The following is a 22,271-nucleotide window of genomic DNA, read 5'->3' on the forward strand; positions in this document are numbered from 1 at the left end:
GGCGGAGCCTCCGTAATCCGGTTATCAACAGGGACGACTTTGACCCTGTCGATCAAAAGAAAGGGATGCGATATACGCAATCCCTTTTCCAATATCTTCATGGTAGTTTACACAAAATTTCTTGTCAATCCAGCTTTTTCTATCGGCAGCAAAAAACTGAAGGACTCAACGCCACTCTGACGCCAGCATGCCGTAGACGGCGTGATCGACGTAATGATCGTAGAGAAATTCGTTGCTTCGCAGGATTCCCTCCAGCTTGAACCCGAGGCGCTCCGGAATGGCCCTGCTCTTTTTGTTCTCGGTAGCGGCGTGAATGGCGACCTTTTGCAAGTCCCACTCGCCAAAGATCAAGTGATCCAGATAGGCCGAGACGGCGGCCGTCATCAGTCCGTGCCCGGTGTACTGGGCTCCGAGCCAATACCCGATGGACGTCTTCCGGTTTGTCCAGTCGATATGATGTACGCCCACTGTTCCTGTCAGACGACCGTTGTACCAAATCCCGAAATGGGTGCCCTGCCTGCGGCTGTCCTGATCCAGAGTGGCAGAGATGAACCTTCTGGTATCCGCCACGTTTGTGACGATATCCAGCCACGGAAGCCATTCGCGCAGATGGAGACGATTGGTATCGGTCAGCCAGAACATTTCCTCTGCATCGGCAAGCTCCAAGCGCCTCAACGCTGCATGCTGCGTTATCGGAATAACCTTCATGTCATCTCTCCCCTTCTTCAAAAGTGAAAAAGAGCGCCCGAGGGCGCTTTTGTTATACAGCCACGATTTATTGCTTGGAATTGCGGATATCTTCCGGCTTGAAAATGCCGGTTTCGGTGACGATTGCCGTTATATATTCCGCTGGCGTTACGTCGAATGCCGGGTTGTAGACCTTGATGCCGTCCGGAGCCACCTGCTTGCCCAAGCCGTGCGTGATTTCCTCCGCCGGACGCTCCTCGATCGGAATGTCCGCTCCCGTCGGCGTTTCCAGATCGACAGACGACAGCGGTGCAGCCACGTAAAACGGGATGCCATGGGCTTTCGCCAGCACGGCAACGCCATACGTTCCGATTTTATTGGCGACGTCGCCGTTCGCCGCTACGCGGTCGGTTCCTACGATGACAGCCTGCACTTTTCCCTGCGCCATCACCATGGCCGCCATGTTGTCGCAGATCAGCGTGACGTCGATTCCCGCCTGCTGCAGCTCGTAGGCGGTCAGCCGCGCTCCCTGGAGCACCGGCCTCGTTTCGTCAGCGTATACCTTCAGGTTCCAGCCGCGTTCCTTGGCCAGATAGAGCGGAGCTGTCGCCGTCCCGTAAGCGGCGGTAGCCAGCGCCCCTGGATTGCAGTGGGTCAGGATGCCCATTCCATCCTGCAGCAAGGTGAGGAGGTGTTCGCCTATCGTCCGGCATACTTCGGCATCCTCGCGCTGTATCGCGAGAGCTTCGTCCAAAACCGCCGCTTTCAACGCGTCTACCGGTTTTTCTCCCTCCTGCTGGACGCGTGCTTTGACCCGATCGATCGCCCAGAACAGGTTCACCGCTGTAGGGCGTGCTGTCGCCAGGTAGTCAGCCTGCTCGAGCAATTGATTCCAGAGGGCTGACGAATCTGCCGCTTCGCTGTTCCGCACGCCGAGGTAAAGCCCGTATGCCGCAGCCATCCCGATCGCAGGGGCGCCGCGAACCTGCAGGTGGCGGATTGCCGCCCATACTTCCTCAGACGTATGGAGGGAAAGAAAGACTGTTTCTACCGGTAAACGCGTCTGGTCGAGCAGAAGAAGAGAGTCTCCTTCCCACTTTACAGGTGCGAATGCTTCATGAATTGTGGTCATACCGCTGCTGCCTCCTGATCAAATCTTGTTGTCGCATTGCGAACGATGTCTGTGATGTCGGTCGAATCTTCGATGCCGCCCCGCTTCAGGATCAGCTCCTGACCGATCAGCAGTGCCAGCCGTTCCGCTTCGGCACGGGTTTTTTCGTCGCTGATGCTGTTCAGATCGGCGACACCCGCCAGCCCGATCACGCGGCGAAGGATTTTACAGCCTGCAAACCCGGCCGTATCCTGGATCAACCGCTTCACGTAGCTCTGCCAGAGCCCTTCTACATGTGCGCTGCGCTCTTTCGCCTGCTTGTGCCATAGCTGGACGAACTGGGAGACGAACTCGTTCCAGACGTCTTCGACAGTTGTAAGCAGGTATTCGCGATAAGACTCCCGCTTTCCTCCATCCTTCTCCAGTCCGTGCTGGCCGGCATAATTCAGGAGCAGATTGGCGATTACCGCGCCGATGTCAAAGCCGATCGGGCCGTAGTAAGCGAATTCCGGGTCGATGACCTTGGTCGAGGTTTCGGTGACGAAAATGCTGCCTGTATGAAGGTCGCCATGCAGCAGCGCCTCTGCACGGGTGAGGAAATCGTACTTCAGCTTGGCGATTTCCAGCTTGAGCGGCTTGTTCTTCCAGATTTCCTCCACTTCCCGCCGAATCAGCGGGTTGAAGCTGTTGGTCGGCGCATTTTCGTAAGGATCGGTAAACACCAAGTCTTCCGTAATTTTGCACAATTCCGGATTCAAGAATGTTCCGACAAGCGCTTTTTTCTCGTAGGGATGCGCTCCCAGATCAGACGTGAAAAAGAGCGTGTGGGCCATGAAACGTCCGATTTGCTTCGCGAAATTTGGATAGCGTCGCCCCTCGATCAATCCTTTGCGCATCAGGATGTGATCGCTGAGATCCTCCATGACGGTCAAGGCAAGCTCCTGATCGTAGTGGTACACCTGCGGCACGAGGTCCGGAACGTATTTGTACTGGATGCGCAGCGCTTCACTCTCGATGCGGGCGCGATCAAGCGTCAGCGGCCACGACTCGCCTACGACGCGGGCATAAGGCAGAGCCTGCTTCACAATCACGCTTTTGCCGGTCGCTTCATCGCGGATGTGAAAGACAAGATTCAGGTTGCCGTCGCCTATCTCGCGGGAGGACAGGATAGCCCCTGCTTCAAACAGGCCGGGCAGCTCTTTTACATACTGTACTGCTTCTTGTTCACTCAAAGCACGATAAGCCATAACTTGTTTCTCCCCTCACGTGAATCGATGTGGATCTTTCCAGCGGCTTTCCCGGCCCATTCAGCAGGGGATAATTCCGCACGGTATGTTGCAGGCTGCGCCTCCGATCAAGCCGTTTTTGCAGCCAGACATGCAAAAAGACCTCTTTTCCCGAAGAAAAGAGGTCGTATACGTACGCGGCAGGGCGTGTCGTCTCCCCCTTATCTTCCAGAATACTTTTGCTTCTGCAGGAATTAGCACCGTGCACATCGCTTGCAATCGCGCCGTCAGTCTAGCTGACAGGCAAGCGCTGTGTCGGTTGCCGGGTATCATCGGGCCAGTCCCTCCACCTTCTCTGGATAAGGTATCCAACGTATGCTGTTTTGATTAGTTTGAATCATACACGCGGCTATGCACGCTGTCAACACTCTTTTTTGTTTTTTGCCAGTCGGCTGATCCTCGGCCTTACCAGCTGTTTTGCTGTCCGCTTGCACTCGGACGATTCCAGTTCCACCAGTCAATTTGTCCTACGAATGCGGCGGTGATGGCAGCTTCCTGCTTCAGCTTGAGCAGTTCCTTGGTCGGACCGGTGACGACGATTCCATACGTTTTGATACCGTTTTTCTCCAAATACCGATAGCGCTCGTCGATCTTCAATCCTGATCTGCTGTTGAACAGGCTTTGTCCGATCGATCTGCTCAGCCTCTCCTGCTCGGCGAGGTATTTCATCTCCTCCACGTACGCCCGGGTGCGGCGATCTGCTTCGCCATTTACCTGAATCGGTCCCAGTCCATAGTCCAGCCCATGTTCGGAAAAACCCCAGACGTCACCGGCCGAAAGCAGCAGCACGCCTTCTTTGGCATCCTCATGCAGCACCTCCTGTCCGGTATCCACGGCCAGCCAGGTAAGGTCCAAATTATACGGAGCCAGGAAAGCGTACATTTCCTCCAGGCTCATAAACCGGTCAAAGGAAATCGCCAGTTGCGATACCGTCCCCTCCGGCAGCATTTCAAGCGTCTTCCACGCGGGCTCTCGTCTGAAAGAGGTATCCTCCTGCAGCTTCGTCTGAAGCGGGAACAGGAAAAACAGATTTTTCTTCCGAACGCCGTCGTTCCATACCGGGCGGGAGGATACTTTGGTAAACACATTCGTAGTCTCGAAATACCCTGGCTGCTGACGGTCGCCCCCCACCTTTTCGCGCAGCTCCATTTGAATGCTGCCATAAAAAAGGCCAACCTGCGCGCCGCTGCTGCCTGCTACGATCCCCGGCTGAGTGAAATTCACCAAATCCTTGGAGACGCGAAACATATCTTCATACAGCGACCGGCCAATCCAATAGTTGACAAACAACAGGACAAAGCCGATCAGCAGCGAGATCCCCACCGTGTAGGCGGCGTTGGACAGCCTGCTCTTCCACTTTCCCCAGCGGATGATGGAGCGCTGCTTCTCCTCCGGCAAAAAATCCGCGGCTTTGTCTTCCGGTTCTGTCTGCATCAGCCCGCCTCCCAGCAAAAGCTCCTCCAGTCGCTCCGCATACTCCGGGTCGTCTGCGAGACGCTGCCTCAATCGCGCTGTCTCCTCAGCGCCAAGCTCCCCCCGCAGATAAGCGAGAAGGAGCTGATCGCGCTCCCGGCTTTTTTGCTTATGATCCTCCAGCTTGCCGTTATCCGCCATGTTGACCGTCCCCCCACCATTTTCGCATCTTCAATCGTCCCCGGTAGATCGACCGCTTCACATCGGCCACATCGATGCCGAGGACGTCGGCTATTTCCGCATAGCTGAGCTTTTCCGCATGAAGCAGCAGCACCTGTCGCTGTTTTTCCGGCAGCCCCCGGAGAACAGTCTGCACGAGGGCCGCCGTCTCCCTAGCCAGTGCCGCCGATTCCGGACTGACCGCCGCCTGATCCGCCTGCTCAGGCAAGGTGTCGATCAGTTGAACAGGCCTGCGCTTTTGCTTGCGGTGCCAGTCGATAAACGCGTGGTACGCTACCTTGAACAGCCAAGGACGCACTTTTTCTCCCCGATAGGTATCCAGGTGCTGAAAGGCACGGAAAAAGGTCTCCTGCGTCAGATCCTCCGCCCAGCCTGCATCGCCGGTGAGCTTGCGGAGGTAGCGGTATATGTCATTGACGTGCAGGCGGTACACATCCTCCACTCCTGCCTTTCCCATTCCTTCACACCCTTTCACCTGATACCACGCCTTTTTTTAGAAAAAGTTCCACCTGCAGCAAAATTTTTAATGCTCAAAACAAGGGTTGACTCCCGAAAAGGAACAGCATATCATGGGGTTATCGCAAGTCAAATGCATACTGTACATGAAACTCTTATCGCGAGCTGGCTGAGGGACTGGCCCTATGATGCCCGGCAACCGGCGCTTACCCTGCAAGGGGGGCGAAACGGTGCTAATTCCAACGGTGAGAGTCGAAGCCGCCGACGAAAGTCTGCCACTTCGACCCTGAACCGAGAGATGAGAGGAGACGAAAACGTTATCGGACGAAAGCGCCTCCCCTCTCGAAGGGGAGGTTTTTTTGCGAGAAAAGGAGGTTTCCTCATTGAGCGAACAACGCATCCTCGTCACCTATTTGACTCAGGCAAAGGACTTGCAAAAAAAGGCGGAAGCGATCGCCGTCGGGATGACTGTCGGCAGTTGGACCGATCTGCCCGCAGCCAAGCAGGCAGATTTGAAGCCCTATTTGGGTGAAGCTGTCGGCGCCCAGGTGCTCGATACCCTGGAAAACGGCGAAAGCCGCGGATTGATTACGATCAGCTACCCGGTTCGCAACTTTACCGCTGACATTCCGTCCTTGTTGACAGGCGTCTTTGGGAAACTGTCCATGGACGGAAAAATCAAGCTGATTGACATACAGTTTCCGGAAGCGTTTTTGGCCGCTTTTCCCGGCCCGAAATACGGCATCTCAGGCATCAGAGATCGGCTCGGAGCGCATAATCGCCCACTCTTGATGAGCATTTTCAAATCCTGCCTCGGCCTGCCGTTTGACGATCTGAAAACCCAGTTTCGGGCACAGGCTCTGGGCGGCGTTGACCTAGTAAAAGATGACGAAATTTTCTTTGCCGATGACCGTGCTCCCTTTCTGGAACGAATCCGGGCGTTTAAACAGATTGCCCGGGAAACAGAAGCGGAAACAGGGAAACCGGTTCTGTATGCGGCCAATCTGACCGGGTCGGTCACCGACTTGACCGAACGTGCCAAGAGAGCTGTGGAAGCCGGCGCAGACTGCCTGCTGTTTAACGTGCTTGCCTTTGGCTACGATGCCCTGCACCGACTGGCTGCAGACCCGGATGTTCAGGTGCCGATTATGGCCCACCCGGCGCTCGCCGGAGCCTACTATCCGTCGCCCGTCTACGGTATTGGGACACCGCTGCTCCTGGGCAAGCTGATGCGCTTGGCTGGCGCAGACCTGGTGCTCTTCCCATCGCCGTACGGAAATGTGGCGTTGAACAAAGAAGAAGCGCTCAAGCTGGCGGAGCATTTGACCGAACCGACCGGAACTTTGCGCAAATCATTTCCGGTACCGTCTGCGGGCATCCATCCCGGCCTTGTCCCGCAATTGTACGAGGATTTTGGCCTGGACCAGGTGGTCAATGCCGGTGGGGGCATTCACGGCCATCCAGGTGGTGCGACGGCAGGCGCCCGAGCGTTTGTCGCAGCGATCAACGCAGTCGTGGCAGGACAAACGCTGGAGGACGCTTCCTCCGAATCTGCTGAACTGTCACAGGCTTTGCAGAAATGGGGAACAAAATGATGACCAAGCCACTCGTGCTGTTTTGCGATTTTGACGGAACAATTACGGAAAAAGACAATATTGTCGCGATTATGCGACGTTTTGCTCCGCCTGAGCGGGAAGAGTTGATCGAGCAGATTCTCACCCAAAAGGTGTCGATCCGCGAAGGTGTCGGCGCGTTGTTCAAGCTGATCCCATCCGAGAAAAAGCAGGAGATCATAGACTACATCGTCAAAGAGGCGACGATTCGCCCCGGATTTGCCGAATTCGTCCGCTTCTGCCGGGAGGAAGGCATCGAGCTGTTGATCACCAGCGGCGGCATTGACTTTTTTGTCGAGCCGATCCTTGCCCCGTTTGCACTCGATGTGCCGATCTATTGCAACGGCAGCGACTTCAGCGGACCGCGCATCACGATTACCTGGCCGCATGCGTGCGACGAGCATTGCGACAACAACTGCGGCATGTGCAAAACAGCCATTATCCGCCGCTACGATCCAGAGCGATACTACCGCGTCGTCATCGGCGATTCGATCACCGATCTGGCCGGAGCCAAAATCGCCGACTTTGTCATTGCCCGTTCGCTCCTGGCTCAAAAAAGCGAGGAGCTGGGGCTGCCCTTCAAGTCGTTTGCGACGTTCCACGACGTCATCGCTATCTTGCAGGAGCTGAAACGCAGGCAGGAGGTACCATCATCATGACGATTACACTTGAACAGCGCTTGGACGCTTTTCGCCGCCTGGACGAAGCCAAGCTGACCTTTGCCCGCCGGGACTGGTTTCCCGGCACCAGCGGCAACCTTTCGATCAAATTGAGCGACGAACCCTTGCAATTTGCCGTGACTGCCAGCGGCAAGGACAAGACAAAGCTCTCGCCCGAGGACTATCTGGTCGTAGACGGCAACTCTCAGCCGGTAGAACCTACAGCACTCAAGCCGTCAGCAGAGACGCTGGTCCACGCTGTCGTCTACCGCGTCATTCCTACGGCAAAAGCATGCTTCCATGTCCACACGGTCTGGAACAACCTCATCTCTGAGCTGTACTTCGGCCAGCGAGCCTTTTCCATACAAGGACAGGAATTGATCAAGGGGCTCGGCATCTGGGAAGAAAACGCCCGCATCACCGTCCCGATTGTCGAGAATTTTGCCGATATTCCGACGCTCGCTTCCGCCATCGAAAAAGTCATTACGCCCGAGGTTCCCGGCGTGCTGATCCGCAACCACGGCATTTACGCCTGGGGCGACAGCGACTTTGCGGCGAAGAGGCACCTGGAAGCATTTGAATTTCTGTTTGAATACCACGCGCGCTGGCTGCAGCTTCGCCAAGCCGCTGTGGCTGCTCCATAAACAACCACCCCAAGGAGGCCTGTAACATGGCAAAAGTACGCTTTCACGACAACAACGAGTATTTGACCGGCGAGAGTGTCATCTCGTTTTTGGACACGCAGGGAATCATTTACGAGCACTGGGGCGTTGACCGTCTCGACGAACAGCTCAAGAGCAACTACAGCCCGACCGATGAAGAAAAGCAGCAGATCCTCGACGCTTTTAAACCGGAAATCGATGCGATCAGCGCGCGCCGCGGCTATTTGACCGCTGACATCATTGTCCTGTCCGACAAGACACCGAATCTGGATGAATTGCTGGTCAAATTCAAGAACGAGCATCACCACACAGATGACGAATGCCGTTTTTGCGTAGACGGCCACGGCATTTTTGCCATCAAAGGAAAAGACGACCGCTACTTCGATGTGGAAATGGAGCCGGGCGACCTCATCTCCGTTCCTCCGAACTATCGCCACTACTTTACATTGATGGACGACCGCAAGATCAAGGCGATCCGCCTGTTCGTCACTCCTGCAGGCTGGGAAGCGATTTATTAATTTACGGATAACAGAAAGAGCCCTCTCTTGAGCTTGGCGGATTGGCCGCATCCGGCAATTCCGCCTTGCTCAAGAGAGTTTTTTTATTCCGTAATGCCAATTCCTTTGATAGAGATAACAGGCTTGACCCGCACCTCTGCTTTGGCAAATGCCGCCGGCCAATCATCCTGAACCTTTTTCCATTCCTTGTACTGGTACGCCCGGGCGTACACCCCGAAGCCGACAGGATCTACCTTTTGTTTTTGAAATTGTTTGATCAGGTCGGCGTACTTTTGGGCCAACTGCTTCTCAATCAACTGTTCCAGTTTCTTGTATTGCTTTGCAGGTTCAACCGGGAACATTTGCTCCGCCAGGGAGATTTCCATTTGCAATTCTACATCAAATCGAAAACGGTTGTCGCGGTATCCGGTTTTTACTGTTCTGGTTACATCCTTCACAAAGAAGGAGACCCGCGGCTTGATTACTTTCTGCTGATCTGATTGTCCTGGCAACGGCACTGTCAGCGTCATTTCTCCCTGCAATTTGTGGATGAGAATCTGAAGCAGAATGGTATCTTTGGGAAGGAGCAGCGTAACGTATTTCCCTTGATGGTCCAACAGAGCCGTACCCATGACCTCTACAACGCTATTTCGCTCTCTGAACTCCGTTATGGAGGGCGTCATTCCCTTCTCAGCCATCATGCGGTGAAACTCCTGCGTTGTTGTTTTGACTGTCAGATTTCGGCGGTTCGCTGTATCGAGCAATTGCGTCAGATGAAGGGGCAATCGCGGTTTATCCGCAGGATTCAAATGAAAGACGGAATGCACGGGACCATCTACTACCACGACGCGAGAGTTAACCGTCATTCGCCCGTCCCTGTAGAGAGTGTCGAGCAGCGAAAACCAGTCGGGATGCTGCAGCAGCCGCTTGCCCAGAACGATGAGCTGGATTTTTCCTCCTACCGTCAGGGCCGTCACGAGCGCATCAAACCTTTTGGTCGACTGGCGGATACTATCGGCTCTTACTCCGTACTCCTCTACCTTCTTTTTCGCGTCTTTGCTGAATACAGGACTTGATACGTAGAACAAGAGCTCATTTTTTTCGCTCAGGTCTATCCCCGCCATGAGCGCCAAGGTGACATCCTCCAGATTTCGCAAATCAGCGCACCCCGGCAGTATGGCCAACAGCATTGTCAGGATCAGGAAGTGCAATCGCCGGATCATGGCATCCTCCTCTGCCGGTATTTGTGAAACAGGCGCTCATACCCCCACAAGAAAAAGGGAACAGCATATCCGAAAATCATCCCTGCTTTGCTCCATGTTTCCCCCAGCTTTCGAATATCGAAAAAGGAAGGGGTGTAAAACATTGTCACTGCTACGAGCAAAGCCATAAAGCCAAGCAGGTATTTTTTCTCATTGGACTTTTTGAACAACCGGCCTGCTCCAAAAACCGTAAAGTACATGTACGGCATCCAGGTTGTCGAAATGATAAACAGATAGAAAGCAAGAAACAGGATGTCGATCCTTTCCAGAAACCGGTATTCTACCCCTTTCCACATGCTTAAAACAGGCCAGATAAACTTTGTGATTTGATCCGGGCTGAAGATGACATAAGCAATCAGGGTGACGAACAGAAACAGAAGCATCGATAGCGTATTGGCAATGACAATTCCAACAGCGGCAAACTGTTTCTTTTGCAGATGCGGGTACAGAAAAAAGGCCAGCTCAAAGCCTAAAAAGGAGAGAATCGTGGTTGGCACAGCCTTCAGAACAGGTCCCCAGCCCTCCTTCAAAACGGGCAGAAGATACAGATACTGAGGCTCCTTCAGAGAAACGATCAAAGCGATCGGCACCCATAGGCTTAAGTAAAAAATCAATTCCGCATACCGCGCCAACGTCTTTACTCCTTTGCCGACCAAAAACAGAACAGGAATCAAAAGCAAAATCATGATCTGATAAAAAGGAGTGAGCGGCAGGAGCCAAACCTTCAAGATGCCGCCCGTATTGGCCAACACAGTAGTGGCAGCGTATGCGCAATAGAGCACAATCACCGCGATCAGGCACTTCCCCAGCCATTTTCCAAAGAATAGTGGCATCAGGTCAATGATGGTGCATTCCGGATACCTCTTCATCGTGTTGACAATGATCAAGCTGGCCATAATCGCGGCAAGCCATCCGAGAATAATCCCGATCCATCCATCCGTACCGGCAATTTCCGCTACATCGCGAGGGATGGTCAAAATGCCGATTCCTACCTGGGCTCCATGGATAAAAAAAATGTATTGGAGGACAGTAATCTGTCGGGTCGCGTATGGGTTCACTGTCCTTCCTCCCCCGAGCCGGATGTACCCTGCCTTTTGGTCTGGACCGCTCTGGCGCTGACCGGCCGCTTGTCCATATCCCACAAGGGGATCCGGAGAATCAGGTCCTTCCAATCGGCAAATCTCGCAGGCGCCAGCGGAGCCCCATAGGGGACGCCAAGGCTTTCCAGCGCAATCATATGCCCGATCAATCCCATCAAGCCGATGACAATCCCCACGATGCCGAACATGGCCGACAGCCCCATCATCAAAAAGCGAACCAGGCGGACGGCGGAAGCCATATCGTAATTGGGGATGATAAACGAGGCAATCGCCGTGAACGCGACGACGATTACCATGATGTTGCTGACAATCCCCGCTTGTACGGCGGCTTGGCCGATCACGATCCCCCCGACAATGCCGACGGTTTGCCCGATCGGGGCAGGCAGGCGTATCCCCGCCTCCCTGAGCATTTCCAGCGTAATCTCCATCAGCATCGCCTCCAAAAGCGGCGGAAATGGGACGCGTTCCCTCGACTCCCCGACAGAAAGCAGCAAATCCAACGGGATGATTTCATAATTGAAGGAAACAACCGCGATGTACAAGGTTGGCAAAAAGGTGGCAACCAAAAAGGCCATGAACCGGAGTGTCCGGATAAAGGTAGCGACAGGCCAGCGCAAATTATAGTCGTCCACGTTTTGGAAATAGGTAACGAAGCCGGCAGGTCCAATCAATACTTTGGGCGTCCGGTCCACGACGACCGCAACTCTCCCTTGCAGGATATGGGAGGCAGCCGTATCCGGCCGCTCGGTCGTGATCAGTTGAGGAAACGGAGAGTACCTGCTGTCTTCGATGATTTCCCGCAGTTCCCCTGTGTTTAGGATCGTGTCGATATTGACTTGTTGAAGCCGGTCTACCATCTCTTTGACTACTTCCGGCTTTGCCACGTCAGCCAGGTATAGAACGGAGGCTTTGCTGATCCCTCTACTCCCGAGGGTATACTCCTGAATTTTCAACTCGCGGTTGGGAATATACCGGCGAATCATCGCTATATTTTGTATGCTCGTTTCCACAAAGCCTTGGTGGGCACCCAGGAGCGATGCTTCGGACTGGGGGTCTTCAATAGCCCGCTGCGGCCAGCCGCGCGCTTCGATCACGAAAACCTTGCTTTGCCCCTCAAGGAACAACAAGCTGTTCCCCAACAGAATCGAGGATTCGACGTCATTCCAGTCTGTGATGAAATCCATGTTCCCCACTGTAAGGACATTGAAAATACTGCTTTCTCTCGACCGCCGCTTGTCCAGAAACGGCCGGATGACGTTGTTGTTAATCGCGTTTCTATCCACCAATCCGCTCAGATAAACCAGTATGGCCCGCTCTCTCGTCACAGGATTGTCCATATGGCGAATGATCAAATCTGGTGTTAAGGGAAATCTCTTACGAAGTTCTAGCATATTATCCGACAGACTCGTACTTATGGGCTTTGCTGAAGGTGAGCCAGGTTGTCTAACCTGAGCATCCCCGGCCTGTTGTAAAAACGATTTCTTGCCACGCAGCCAGTCTCGCAGATTTCTCATGAGATCCTACCCTTGAGCAAAAATGTATTCTTTCGTATAGAGTGAGGAAACTGCTGTAAAAATATGCACGTCCTGACAGCGCCCAACCTTCGCCCCCACATGGACGGAACTTTCGGGGGTGCCGTATACTCCCCCATCAATTGCTCATACTTTAGGAGAGATCAGGAAAAGTCTGGCGGGAAACCTATGAAAAATGGCATTTCGTTTATTCAGTTGATCTTTATTCTCATGCTCTCCAACGGATTGATGAACCACGTGATTGTCATTCCGATACTTCTGGATGCAGCGAGACGAGATGCCTGGATCTCTGTTATCGCTGTAGTTCCGCTGTACCTCCTATTGATTTGGATGATTTCCTACGTTTATCGGAAAACCGGGAACGAGCCTTTGCTCGTATGGATGAAAAGGAAGTACGGAACCGGTGTCACACGGTTTCTCTCTCTTTTGTTGGCCTTGTATGTGGTGGGACTGGCCGTAATCACGATAAAAGACACGATTACCTGGGTGAACCTTACGTTCGCTCCACAAGCCCCTATGTTTATTCATGCGCTTTTTTTTGCTCTTGTCTGTCTCATCAACTCTCTCTTTGGCATACGCTCGATCTCGATGGTATCTGTCTTTCTGCTGCCGATCGTCGTTCTTCTGGGTTTTTTCGTGATGAGCACCAACCTGCAGTACAAAGATTATTCTTATCTGTTCCCCGTACTGGAGTATGGGTGGGAGCCCGTCTTGAGGGGAATGGTGTACGCTGGTGCGGGATTTTCGGAATTATTCCTGCTCTTGCTGATCAAGCATCACGTCGGGGTAAAGGTGACGTTCTGGAGGCTGGCCATCCTTGGCCTCATCATGGTATAGCTTACAATCGGGCCGCTTACCGGTGCCATTACCGAATTTGGACCTGCAGAAGCGGCGAAGCTGCGTTATCCCGCTTTTGAGGAATGGCGGCTGGTGAAAATCGGCCTGTATATCGAGCACGTCGATTTTCTCAGTATCTATCAATGGTTTAGCGGAGCTTTCATCCGCGTATCTCTCGCCTTTTATTTGCTCGTCGAGATATTCAATTTTCCGGACGGCCGCAAGCGGGTTTGGGTCCTCGTTTTCGCCTGTCTGGTGAGCATGTGTTTGGCATTGTGGCCCTATGACGATATCGGGTTCTATTTGTCACTGACCAGATTTTTGCTGCCCGGCCTGCTCATTGCCGCCTTGCTCCTGACTTTGACACTTACGTTACTGGCGTTACTCTCCAGCAAGAAGGAGGATCTCCATGAACAATAAGACGCGAGAGCACCCTTCCGATCAAGTGAATTCCCCGGGTGAGATTCCCCATCTGGACAGCCTCCGTCCTGAAGCGATCCGCCAGCTTTTTTCAGGCTGCCACGATGTCTCTGTGGAACACTACGGCATGCTCCCTCATTTGCAAGACGTCACTGTATATCTGATCTATGCGGAAGGCCTTTGTGACAAGCATATCCTCATGGAGTACATCCTCCCGGAAATGAGTGAACTATTTCGCTCCGGAGAGATCACCGAAGAGCAAGATTTGCAGCAGAAACGCCCCTTTTTTCTAAGGAAGTTGACTCAGGCCAATGCAGACGAGATCGTAAACCATGTGTTCGAGGGAAAATTGCTGATCTTGTTCAACGAGTGGGGAGCACTGTACAGCATAGATGCGGATAATCGTCCGCAGCGCTCCCCCGAAGAACCGAATACGGAAGTTTCCATTCGCGGACCTCGCGACGGCTTTACCGAAGATATCACGACGAATGTCGCGCTGATCCGCAAGAGGCTGAAAACTCCGCTCTTGCATTACGAGTCGTACATTCTGGGAAGCCAGACACGGACGAAGGTCGGATTGTTGTACCTTCACCACACGATTGACCAAAAGCTTGTCGATGAAATCCGGCTCAAGCTCTCCTCGATCAAAAGCAATGGGATCGTAACAAGCACCCAACTGGAAGAGCTTTTGCTGGATACCCCGTTTACGATTCTGCCGTTGTATGAGCATACGGGAAGACCCGATTTCGTGGTAAACAGCCTGTTGACCGGGCGCTTTGCCATCTTGGTTGACGGTTCTCCGACCGCATTGGTCGCACCGGCCAACTTTACGTATTTGATCAACACGTCGGAGGATGCCAACACCTCGATCTACATGGTCGTGTTTGTCCGCATCATTCGCCTGTGCAGTGTGTTCGCGGCCTTGTTTTTGCCCGGATTTTGGGTGGCATTGGTAACATACCATCAGGACCAGCTACCTTACACCATGATCGCCACCATGGTGATTTCCCGTCAAGGAGTGCCGCTTCCGGCCGCCTTGGAAGCATTGTTCATGCTTCTGCTTTTTGAGTTGTTTCGCGAAGCGGGTTTGCGTATGCCGATGGCCATCGGACAAACACTCTCTGTCGTCGGCGGACTGATCGTCGGACAGGCAGCCATTTCTGCCGGTTTGACTGCTCCCGGCAGCCTGGTCATTATCGCCATTTCCATTATGGCTACCTTTACCATGGTGAATCAGAGTGTAGTCGGGACCCTCAGTCTCCTCCGCATTGCCGTTCTTATCATTTGTTCGGTCTTCGGGATATTCGGATTCATGATGGCGCTGATTGGCGTACTCCTCTTCTTTGCCAACTCCCGTTCCTTTGGCGTCTACTACCTGACACCGCTCTCTCCCCCTGTCCTGCGAGACATGGCCAAGGTCCTGATTCGCATGCCATGGCGGTTATGGGAAGGAAAAGCAAGCATTTTGAAACGCTCTTCGCGCAAGGAGAACGATTCTTAGGATGGAACGAACAAAGCGGATGATAGCCGTCGTGTTGGCTGCTTCGATCCTGCTGGGCGGCTGCTGGAACGCCCGGGATATCGAACAGCTTATTTACATCGATGCGATTGGAGTCGATTACGTCAATCACAAGGTAGTCGTCTATCTGCAAATTCTCGGCTTTTCCAACATCGCCAAAAAAGAAAGCAATACACAATTGACGAGAGAACCAGTCTCCGTTGCAAAAGGCGAAGGCGACACCTACGTTTCAGCCATCTATCAGATTTATACGACCACTCAGCAGCGGCTCATATGGAGCCACGTGCACTCCATTGTTTTCACTGAACGGGCCTTGAAGCACGGAAAGTTTGATCAGGTCATGGATGCGCTAGACAGGTACCAAGAATTTCGTTATTCCGTATGGTCCTTTGCCACGAAAGAATCGCTTGAGGACGTCTTCAACGCCAGGCCGATACTGGGAATATCCGTCCTTTACTCCCAACTGGCCGACCCCAAAGACATTTACGGCCAATTTTCGTACATTCGGCCCCTATTATTGTTTCGAGTCATTTCCGAGAGAAACGAGCCGAATGGAGCAGTCCGCCTTCCCTTCCTGTCAGTGGAAAAAAAACCGTGGACCGAAAACAAAAAGCCACTTCCGCAGTTGAAGATTAACGGAATCTGCTTCCTGCAAAACAAAGAGCTGAAGGGGTGCTTGCCCCACGAGCAGGTCGCAGGCGTACGGTGGCTGGAGAAAGAGACGCGGCGGACTCTTCTTAAGTCGGGAAAAAAATCGGCTCTGCTGGTGATGGAGTCCCCACGCCCCAAAATAATACCGGGATTGGAAAAAGGCCGTCCCATCTTTCGCATATCCATCAAGACAACGGGCTACGTGACTCAATTGTTTCAGCCAACCCGTATAGCGCTCTTGGAAAAGGATGCAGCCAGACAGATTGAAGCCGAGGTCCGCTCGCTCTATGACCGCGGGCTGAAGCTGGGAATCGATACGCTTGAATTGGGACATTCCTTTTATCGAAAATTTCCCCGCGAGTGGCATCACTTGAATCAGGAGGGCGTGCTTCCTTTGACACCAGACTCTTTGAAATCGATTGAGGTCGAGGTCAAAATAACCGATGGAGGCATTTCGAAAGTGCGTCAGCGGAAAACAGGCGCGGATGACAGGAGATGAAAGGGCTGAGCCGCCGATGGAGCGGCTCGCTTCGGACAGCGGATATATACGCAGAAAAAGTAGCCGGAACATAACAAAGCAGATCACCAGGCCAGGCAGCCTTTCGTGATCTGCTTCTGTTTTGCCAATAGTCGACGTGGTCAGCGCCGCATGTTGTTACATTGAAATGGCCTTCCCCCGACTCTACAGCACATATCCGCCGGCTTCGATGACACGATCAGCGATGACACGCTTCATCTGAACCGTGTTGATCGGAGTGCGCCGCGTCAGCTTTTTCAAAATCGAGAGGCGGATTCTGAGATCGTCGCCTTCCTCCATCGCAGCCAGCGCTTCCTTCGCCCATGCTTCAACCTTGTCAAACGCATCGCTCACGTAAACGGTCGTCAGATCCAGCTTTTGCTGCTCCTTCTCAACGCCGTTTTTGGCAATGGCTTTCTCTGTCCGCTTGACGACGCTGTCCATCGCGTACAGCTCGATCAGCATGTCTGCCGCGAGAGCGAGCAGCTCCTGCTCTTTCGCAATCGCCTGTTGATACTTCATCAAGGCGGAACCGGCCACCATCAGGATGATTTTGCGGGTCATATCGATCAGGTGCTTCTCCTGAGCCAGCGGTGCGTCTTCGATCTCCTCCGGATAGTAGCTCATCAACTCTTCCTGCAGGTTGGCTGCCGCTTGCAGCAGAGGCAGCTCTCCTTTCATCGCTTTCTTGACGAGCATGTCAGGGATCAGCATGCGGTTGATTTCGTTTGTCCCTTCAAAGATCCGGTTGATCCGGGAGTCGCGGTACATGTTCTCGATCTCGTACTCCGACATAAAGCCGTAGCCCCCATGGATTTGCACACCTTCATCCACGCAGTAGTCGAGTACCTCTGTAGCAAACACCTTGTTGATTGAGCATTCGATTGCGTATTCGGCGATTGCCTTCGCCACCTCGCGCCCGTCATCTTGCTTGTCGCCGAGGCTGGAGAGAGCGGTGTCGAACAAGCCGACGGTCCGGTACACGGAGCTTTCCGATGCGTATGTTTTCAGCGCCATGTTGGCCAGCTTGTTTTTGATCAGCGTAAAGTTGGCAATCGGCGTCTTGAACTGCTTCCGCTCTTTTGCGTAGTTGGTCGCCAGCTCCAGCGCCCGTTTCGCGGAGCCGACCGCTCCTACGGCCAGCTTGTAGCGGCCTACGTTGAGGATGTTGAAGGCGATGACATGGCCTCTGCCCGGCTCGCCCAGCAGGTTTTCCACCGGTACCGGAACATCCTCCAGAATGACAGTGCGAGTAGAGGAACCCTTGATGCCCATCTTCTTTTCCTCCGGTCCAAATGACACTCCGGGGAATTCGCGCTCCACGATAAAAGCGGTAAAGTGCTCGCCATCGATTTTAGCGTACACGATAAAGACATCGGCAAAGCCTGCGTTGGTGATCCATTGCTTCTCGCCGTTCAGAATATAATGCTTGCCGTCCTCGGACAGTTTGGCCGTCGTCTTTGCACCCAGCGCATCTGAACCGGAGCCTGGCTCGGTCAGGCAATACGCAGCCAGACGTTTGCCGGAGGCGAGATCCGGCAGGTAGCGGCGCTTTTGATCGTCATTGCCGAAGTAGACGATCGGCAGGGAACCAATGCCCACATGGGCTCCGTAGCTGAGCGCAAAGCCGCGTGCCAGCGAAAACTTCTCTGTCACCAAAGCCGTGCTCACTTTGTCCAGACCCAGGCCGTCGTATTTTTCCGGCACGTCGCCGCCCAGCAGGCCCAGCTCGCCGGCTTCCTTCAGCAGGCGGACCGAGATGTCGAAGTTATGGTTTTCGATCTCTTCCAAATGGGGGCGAACTTCACCGACGACGAACTCTTCTGTCGTTTTGGCGATCATTTTTTGTTCTTCCGTGTATTCCTCAGGAACAAACATCGAGTCGGCGCTGCCTGCGTCAATCAGAAAGCTGCCGCCGCGGATCAATTCTTTGGTATCAGCCATTGCCATTCTCTCCTTTAGCTTTTCGATTGAATAACGTCAATGCGCTTGCCTACACCATTTCAAATACGCCTGCGGCTCCCATTCCGCCGCCGATGCACATCGTCACGACGCCGTATTTGCCGCCGCGCCGTTTCAGTTCGTTCAGGAGGGAGACGGTCAGCTTGGCGCCTGTGCAGCCGAGCGGATGGCCCAGCGCGATCGCTCCGCCGTTTACATTCACCTTTTCCTCGTCAAGGCCAAGCTCTCGGATAACTGCCAGCGACTGGGAGGCGAACGCTTCGTTCAGCTCAAACAGGTCTACATCGGCAATGCTCAGTCCCGCCATTTTCAGCGCCTTCGGAATGGCCACCACCGGTCCGATCCCCATCACGTCCGGCTCGACACCGCCGACCGTAAACGATCTGAACTTGGCGATCGGCTGGACACCCAGCTCTGCCGCCTTTTCTGCCGACATGACCAGAACGGCCGCGGCGCCATCGCTCGTCTGCGAAGAGTTGCCTGCCGTGACGCTGCCTTTGACGTGGAAGACCGGCTTCAATTTGGCCAGCGCTTCCAGCGAAGTGTCTGCCCGGACTCCTTCGTCCGTATCAAAAACGCGCTCTTGCACGTGCAGCTTGTGATTTTCATCGAGATAATGCGACTTGACAGTGATCGGGACGATTTCTCCGCTGAATTTGCCTGCTGCCAGTGCGGCTGCCGCACGCTGGTGACTCCTCAGCGCGAAAGCATCCTGGTCCTCGCGGCTGATCCGGTAGCGCTTCGCCACCTCTTCGGCCGTATGCCCCATGCCCATGTACGCCTCCGGCATGGTCTCGACCAGCGTCGGGTTCAAGGCTACCTTGTGACCGGTCATCGGCAGCAGGCTCATGCTTTCTACACCGCCAGCGACGATTACGTCAGCCCCGCCCACCATGATCTGATGGGCCGCATAGGCGATCGTCTGCAGACCGGATGAACAGAAACGGTTGACCGTAATGCCGGATACGTTCGTCGGAAGCCCTGCCCGCAAACCGATCAGACGGGCCATGTTCATTCCTTGTTCCGCTTCTGGAACAGCGTTGCCGATAATGATGTCCTCGATGTCAGCCGGATTCAGCTGCGGCACCCGGCCGAGCAGATTGCTGACGACTGCAGCGCCCATATCAACGGGATGAACGTCCTTCAGGCTGCCCCGCTTGGCTCTGCCAACAGCAGTGCGGGCACCTGCGACGATTACTGCTTCCTTCATGGCTCTTCCCCTCTTTCTGGCGATCTTCCTGGGATCTTCCCCTTTTGCCTATCACTATTACAGGTGCAGACGCGCTCCCGCAAAAGCTCGTTATGATCAGTTCCGCAGCGGCTTGTTCTTTGTCAGCATGTGCTGCATCCGCTGCTGTGTTTTTGGCGTTTTGATCAGCTCCAGAAACGCCTGCTTCTCCAGCTCCAGGATGTACTCCTCGGACACCTCTGTGCCCGCAGGAACGCTTCCGCCCGACATCACATAGGCGATCTTGCTGGCGATCAGCTCATCGTGGTCGCTGATGTACCCGCTCTTTTTCATCGAGTAAATATTCTGGCGCAGATTGGCGTAGCCGCTCTCTCCAATGACGCGGATTTTGCGCGGCTTGGGCGGCGTATAGCCTTCCCGGTCCATCGCCAGCACCAGTTGCTTGGCATCGTAGAGCAGGTGGTCGGAATTGATGCTGATCCGGTCAGTGGAGCGCAAATAGCCGAGGTTGATCGCTTCCTTGCCGCTGGTCGATACCTTTGCCATGGCAATCGCTTCAAAAGCCCGGGCCACAAACGGGAACGGGTCTACCGGGACAGTGCCGCCCTCCGGTACGTGCTCCATGGCGCGGAACAGCATTTCCTTCGTGCCGCCGCCCCCCGGCAAAAGGCCAACGCCGACCTCGACGAGTCCGAGATAGGTTTCTGCCGACGCCTGAACGCGGTCTGCGAGGTAGCAGATCTCCACTCCGCCGCCGAGCGTCATCCCGAATGGAGCCGCAACGACCGGCCTGTGCATGCTTTTCATCGCATTGCCTACCTTGTGGAAGCGGCTGACCAGCATATCCAGCTCAAACCAGTTTTCATCCTGGGCTTCCATCAGGGCGTAGCCGAGGTTCATGCCGACGCAGAAGTTTTTCCCCTGATTGCCAATGACCAGGCCGAGGAAATTGCGCTGCACTTCTTCCACGGCGTAGCTGGCCAACTGCAGGACATCCATGCCCAAAGCGTTGTGCGGCGATGTAAACTCGAGGCAGGCTACGCCATCGCCCAGATCCACCAGAGCTGCGCCGGCGTTTTTCTTGATCAGCTTGCCTTGCTCCTTGAGCGCGGCCAGGTTGATCTTTTCCTTTTTCTCCTCTATGGCTTTATAGGCGCCGCCGATTGCGAATGCTGCCCGGCGTCCCTCCTGTTTTTGATAGAAAGACGTTTTTCCGCTTGCCAAAAGCTCCTCTACCAGTGCCGGGATGCTCTCTCCTTCTTCGCGCATCCGGGCCACCGATTTTTCCACCCCGATGGCGTCCCAAGTCTCAAACGGTCCCAGTTCCCAGCCGAAGCCCCACTTCATCGCCTGGTCGACAGAGACGATGTCATCCGCGATTTCATGCGCTTTTTCAGCCGAGTAGAGCAAGACCTTTTTGAAGACGCTCCAGACAAATTCGCTTCCCTTGTCTTTTCCGTATACGAGCGCCTTCAGCTTTTCCGGCAGCGTTTTGGCTGTCTTGGCCGCCTCCAGCGAAGCGTATTTTGCCTTCGCCCGCGGGCGGTACTCCATCGTATTGTAGTCCAGCGCAAGGATTTCCTTGCCTTCCGCTGTTTTCACCTGCTTGAAAAAACCTTGTCCGGCTTTTTGGCCGAGCCAGCGTTTCTCCACCATCTCCAGGACAAAGGTCGGGACCTCGAACACGGCGATCTCCTGCGCGTCCGAACTTTTTTGTTTGACGTTGTTTGCAACGTGCACATAGGTGTCGAGACCGACGACATCAAGCGTGCGGAATGTGGCGCTTTTCGGACGGCCGATCGCCGGACCCGTCAACGCGTCTACTTCGTCCACGCCAAGCCCGAGCCGAACCATTTCCTGAATGGAGACCTGGAGGCCGTATGTGCCAATCCGGTTGGCGATAAAGTTGGGCGTATCCTTGCAAAGAACCGTCCCTTTGCCGAGGACAAATTCTCCGAAATGCATCATGTAGTCGACAATCGCCGGATCGGTATCCTGCCCCGGAATAATCTCCAGAAGCTTCAGATAACGAGGCGGATTAAAGAAGTGGGTGCCCAGGAAATGCCGGCGGAATTCCTCGGAGCGACCCTCGCTCATTTCGTTGATGGAGACACCGGATGTATTGGAGGAGACGATCGTTCCAGGCTTTCTATGGGCTTCTACCGTTTCAAACACCTTTTTCTTGACGTCGAGATTTTCGACAACGACCTCGATGATCCAATCCACTTCACCCAGATAGGACAGGTGATCCTCCAGATTGCCGACGGTGATCAGCTCAAGATTGGCCTTGTCGTAGAGCGGAGCCGGTTTTTCCTTCAACAGCCGCTCTTTGCCGCTTTGCGCAATCCGATTCCGAACGGCAGGGTCTGCCAGCGTTTTCCCTTTTTTACTCTCTTCTTCCGTCAATTCACGCGGCACGATGTCGAGCAGATAGACAGGGATACCCACATTGGCCAAGTGAGCGGCGATACCTGCTCCCATCACGCCGGAACCGAGAACAGCCGCTTTGCGAATTTTGCGTTCCATCCAATACCCTCCCTCATGTAAACTAGAATCTCGCGGTAAATACGAAATAGTCTGAACAAAAAATCCTTGCTTTCTGATTTCTACTCGTTCAAAAATATTCCTGTATTCCGCTTTACATGTCTCCTTTGAATG

At 54.1% G+C, this 22,271-nt stretch carries 17 protein-coding genes, 1 pseudogene and 2 riboswitches; of the genes and pseudogenes, 7 read left to right on the top strand and 11 right to left on the bottom strand.

Going from position 1 to position 22,271, the window contains the following annotated elements:
* Nucleotides 1-165: 165 nt before the first annotated feature.
* The 5 genes from NST96_RS22500 to NST96_RS22520 all read right to left on the bottom strand — a co-directional run bounded on the left by NST96_RS22500 (nt 166) and on the right by NST96_RS22520 (nt 5,194).
* Nucleotides 166-708, bottom strand: coding sequence for a GNAT family protein (locus tag NST96_RS22500; protein ID WP_003391355.1), 543 nt, complete (start codon nt 706-708; stop codon nt 166-168).
* Between the two features lie 67 nt (nt 709-775).
* Nucleotides 776-1,819 carry an S-methyl-5-thioribose-1-phosphate isomerase gene (mtnA, locus tag NST96_RS22505; protein WP_003391354.1) on the bottom strand — a complete coding sequence of 348 codons (1,044 nt, stop codon included), beginning with the start codon at nt 1,817-1,819 and terminating at the stop codon, nt 776-778.
* Nucleotides 1,816-3,045, bottom strand: a complete 1,230-nt coding sequence (mtnK, locus tag NST96_RS22510; RefSeq protein WP_003391352.1) for an S-methyl-5-thioribose kinase — start codon at nt 3,043-3,045, stop codon at nt 1,816-1,818. The genes mtnA and mtnK overlap by 4 nt, the downstream gene beginning before the upstream one ends.
* A 197-nt stretch (nt 3,046-3,242) precedes the next feature.
* A riboswitch (SAM riboswitch) is annotated at nt 3,243-3,390 on the bottom strand.
* A 99-nt stretch (nt 3,391-3,489) separates the two neighbouring features.
* Nucleotides 3,490-4,698 carry an anti-sigma factor gene (locus NST96_RS22515; protein ID WP_342404692.1) on the bottom strand — a complete coding sequence of 403 codons (1,209 nt, stop codon included), beginning with the start codon at nt 4,696-4,698 and terminating at the stop codon, nt 3,490-3,492.
* Nucleotides 4,688-5,194: a sigma-70 family RNA polymerase sigma factor gene (locus NST96_RS22520; protein ID WP_003391347.1), complete on the bottom strand. Its 507-nt coding sequence runs from the start codon at nt 5,192-5,194 to the stop codon at nt 4,688-4,690. Before NST96_RS22520 ends, NST96_RS22515 begins: the two co-directional genes overlap by 11 nt.
* Before the next feature lie 151 nt (nt 5,195-5,345).
* Nucleotides 5,346-5,498: riboswitch (SAM riboswitch) on the top strand.
* 78 nt (nt 5,499-5,576) lie between these two features.
* Here NST96_RS22520 and NST96_RS22525 point away from each other — a divergent pair.
* The 4 genes from NST96_RS22525 to NST96_RS22540 are packed head-to-tail and all read left to right on the top strand — an operon-like array spanning nt 5,577 to nt 8,645.
* A complete protein-coding gene (locus NST96_RS22525; RefSeq protein ID WP_342404695.1) occupies nt 5,577-6,788 on the top strand; it encodes a 2,3-diketo-5-methylthiopentyl-1-phosphate enolase in 1,212 nt (403 codons plus the stop codon).
* Nucleotides 6,788-7,465: a 2-hydroxy-3-keto-5-methylthiopentenyl-1-phosphate phosphatase gene (locus tag NST96_RS22530; RefSeq protein ID WP_003391343.1), complete on the top strand. Its 678-nt coding sequence runs from the start codon at nt 6,788-6,790 to the stop codon at nt 7,463-7,465. The genes NST96_RS22525 and NST96_RS22530 overlap by 1 nt, the downstream gene beginning before the upstream one ends.
* Nucleotides 7,462-8,109 (top strand): methylthioribulose 1-phosphate dehydratase, encoded by a 648-nt coding sequence (locus NST96_RS22535; RefSeq protein ID WP_003391341.1) that lies wholly within the window; start codon nt 7,462-7,464, stop codon nt 8,107-8,109. The genes NST96_RS22530 and NST96_RS22535 overlap by 4 nt, the downstream gene beginning before the upstream one ends.
* A gap of 26 nt (nt 8,110-8,135) precedes the next feature.
* The gene (locus NST96_RS22540) at nt 8,136-8,645 is read left to right on the top strand and encodes a cupin domain-containing protein (protein WP_342404698.1); all 510 of its coding nucleotides are present in this window, start codon (nt 8,136-8,138) and stop codon (nt 8,643-8,645) included.
* Between the two features lie 83 nt (nt 8,646-8,728).
* Here NST96_RS22540 and NST96_RS22545 read toward each other — a convergent pair whose 3' ends face one another.
* The 3 genes from NST96_RS22545 to NST96_RS22555 are packed head-to-tail and all read right to left on the bottom strand — an operon-like array spanning nt 8,729 to nt 12,500.
* Entirely contained in the window at nt 8,729-9,847 is a 1,119-nt protein-coding gene (locus NST96_RS22545; protein ID WP_340701535.1) for a Ger(x)C family spore germination protein, read from the bottom strand.
* Nucleotides 9,844-10,944 carry an endospore germination permease gene (locus NST96_RS22550; protein WP_003391332.1) on the bottom strand — a complete coding sequence of 367 codons (1,101 nt, stop codon included), beginning with the start codon at nt 10,942-10,944 and terminating at the stop codon, nt 9,844-9,846. Before NST96_RS22550 ends, NST96_RS22545 begins: the two co-directional genes overlap by 4 nt.
* The gene (locus tag NST96_RS22555) at nt 10,941-12,500 is read right to left on the bottom strand and encodes a spore germination protein (RefSeq protein ID WP_342404701.1); all 1,560 of its coding nucleotides are present in this window, start codon (nt 12,498-12,500) and stop codon (nt 10,941-10,943) included. Before NST96_RS22555 ends, NST96_RS22550 begins: the two co-directional genes overlap by 4 nt.
* A gap of 186 nt (nt 12,501-12,686) precedes the next feature.
* Between NST96_RS22555 and NST96_RS22560 the strand changes: the two are divergent.
* The 3 genes and pseudogenes from NST96_RS22560 (at nt 12,687) to NST96_RS22570 (ending at nt 16,444) form a co-directional block, all read left to right on the top strand.
* A pseudogene (locus tag NST96_RS22560) lies at nt 12,687-13,775 on the top strand (endospore germination permease).
* Nucleotides 13,765-15,276 (top strand): spore germination protein, encoded by a 1,512-nt coding sequence (locus NST96_RS22565; protein ID WP_024985574.1) that lies wholly within the window; start codon nt 13,765-13,767, stop codon nt 15,274-15,276. The pseudogene NST96_RS22560 and the gene NST96_RS22565 overlap by 11 nt, the downstream one beginning before the upstream one ends.
* Nucleotide 15,277: 1 nt before the next feature.
* Nucleotides 15,278-16,444: a Ger(x)C family spore germination protein gene (locus NST96_RS22570; RefSeq protein WP_243014657.1), complete on the top strand. Its 1,167-nt coding sequence runs from the start codon at nt 15,278-15,280 to the stop codon at nt 16,442-16,444.
* Nucleotides 16,445-16,627: 183 nt separating this feature from the next.
* Here NST96_RS22570 and NST96_RS22575 read toward each other — a convergent pair whose 3' ends face one another.
* From NST96_RS22575 to NST96_RS22585, 3 genes are all read right to left on the bottom strand, one after another.
* Entirely contained in the window at nt 16,628-18,406 is a 1,779-nt protein-coding gene (locus tag NST96_RS22575; RefSeq protein WP_024985576.1) for an acyl-CoA dehydrogenase family protein, read from the bottom strand.
* Nucleotides 18,407-18,455: 49 nt separating this feature from the next.
* Entirely contained in the window at nt 18,456-19,634 is a 1,179-nt protein-coding gene (locus tag NST96_RS22580; RefSeq protein ID WP_243014658.1) for an acetyl-CoA C-acetyltransferase, read from the bottom strand.
* 96 nt (nt 19,635-19,730) lie between these two features.
* Nucleotides 19,731-22,139 (bottom strand): 3-hydroxyacyl-CoA dehydrogenase/enoyl-CoA hydratase family protein, encoded by a 2,409-nt coding sequence (locus NST96_RS22585; protein ID WP_024985578.1) that lies wholly within the window; start codon nt 22,137-22,139, stop codon nt 19,731-19,733.
* Nucleotides 22,140-22,271: the final 132 nt, after the last annotated feature.

This window comes from Brevibacillus sp. FSL K6-2834, assembly GCF_038592925.1.
In the GTDB taxonomy this organism is placed as follows: Bacteria; Bacillota; Bacilli; order Brevibacillales; family Brevibacillaceae; genus Brevibacillus; species Brevibacillus borstelensis.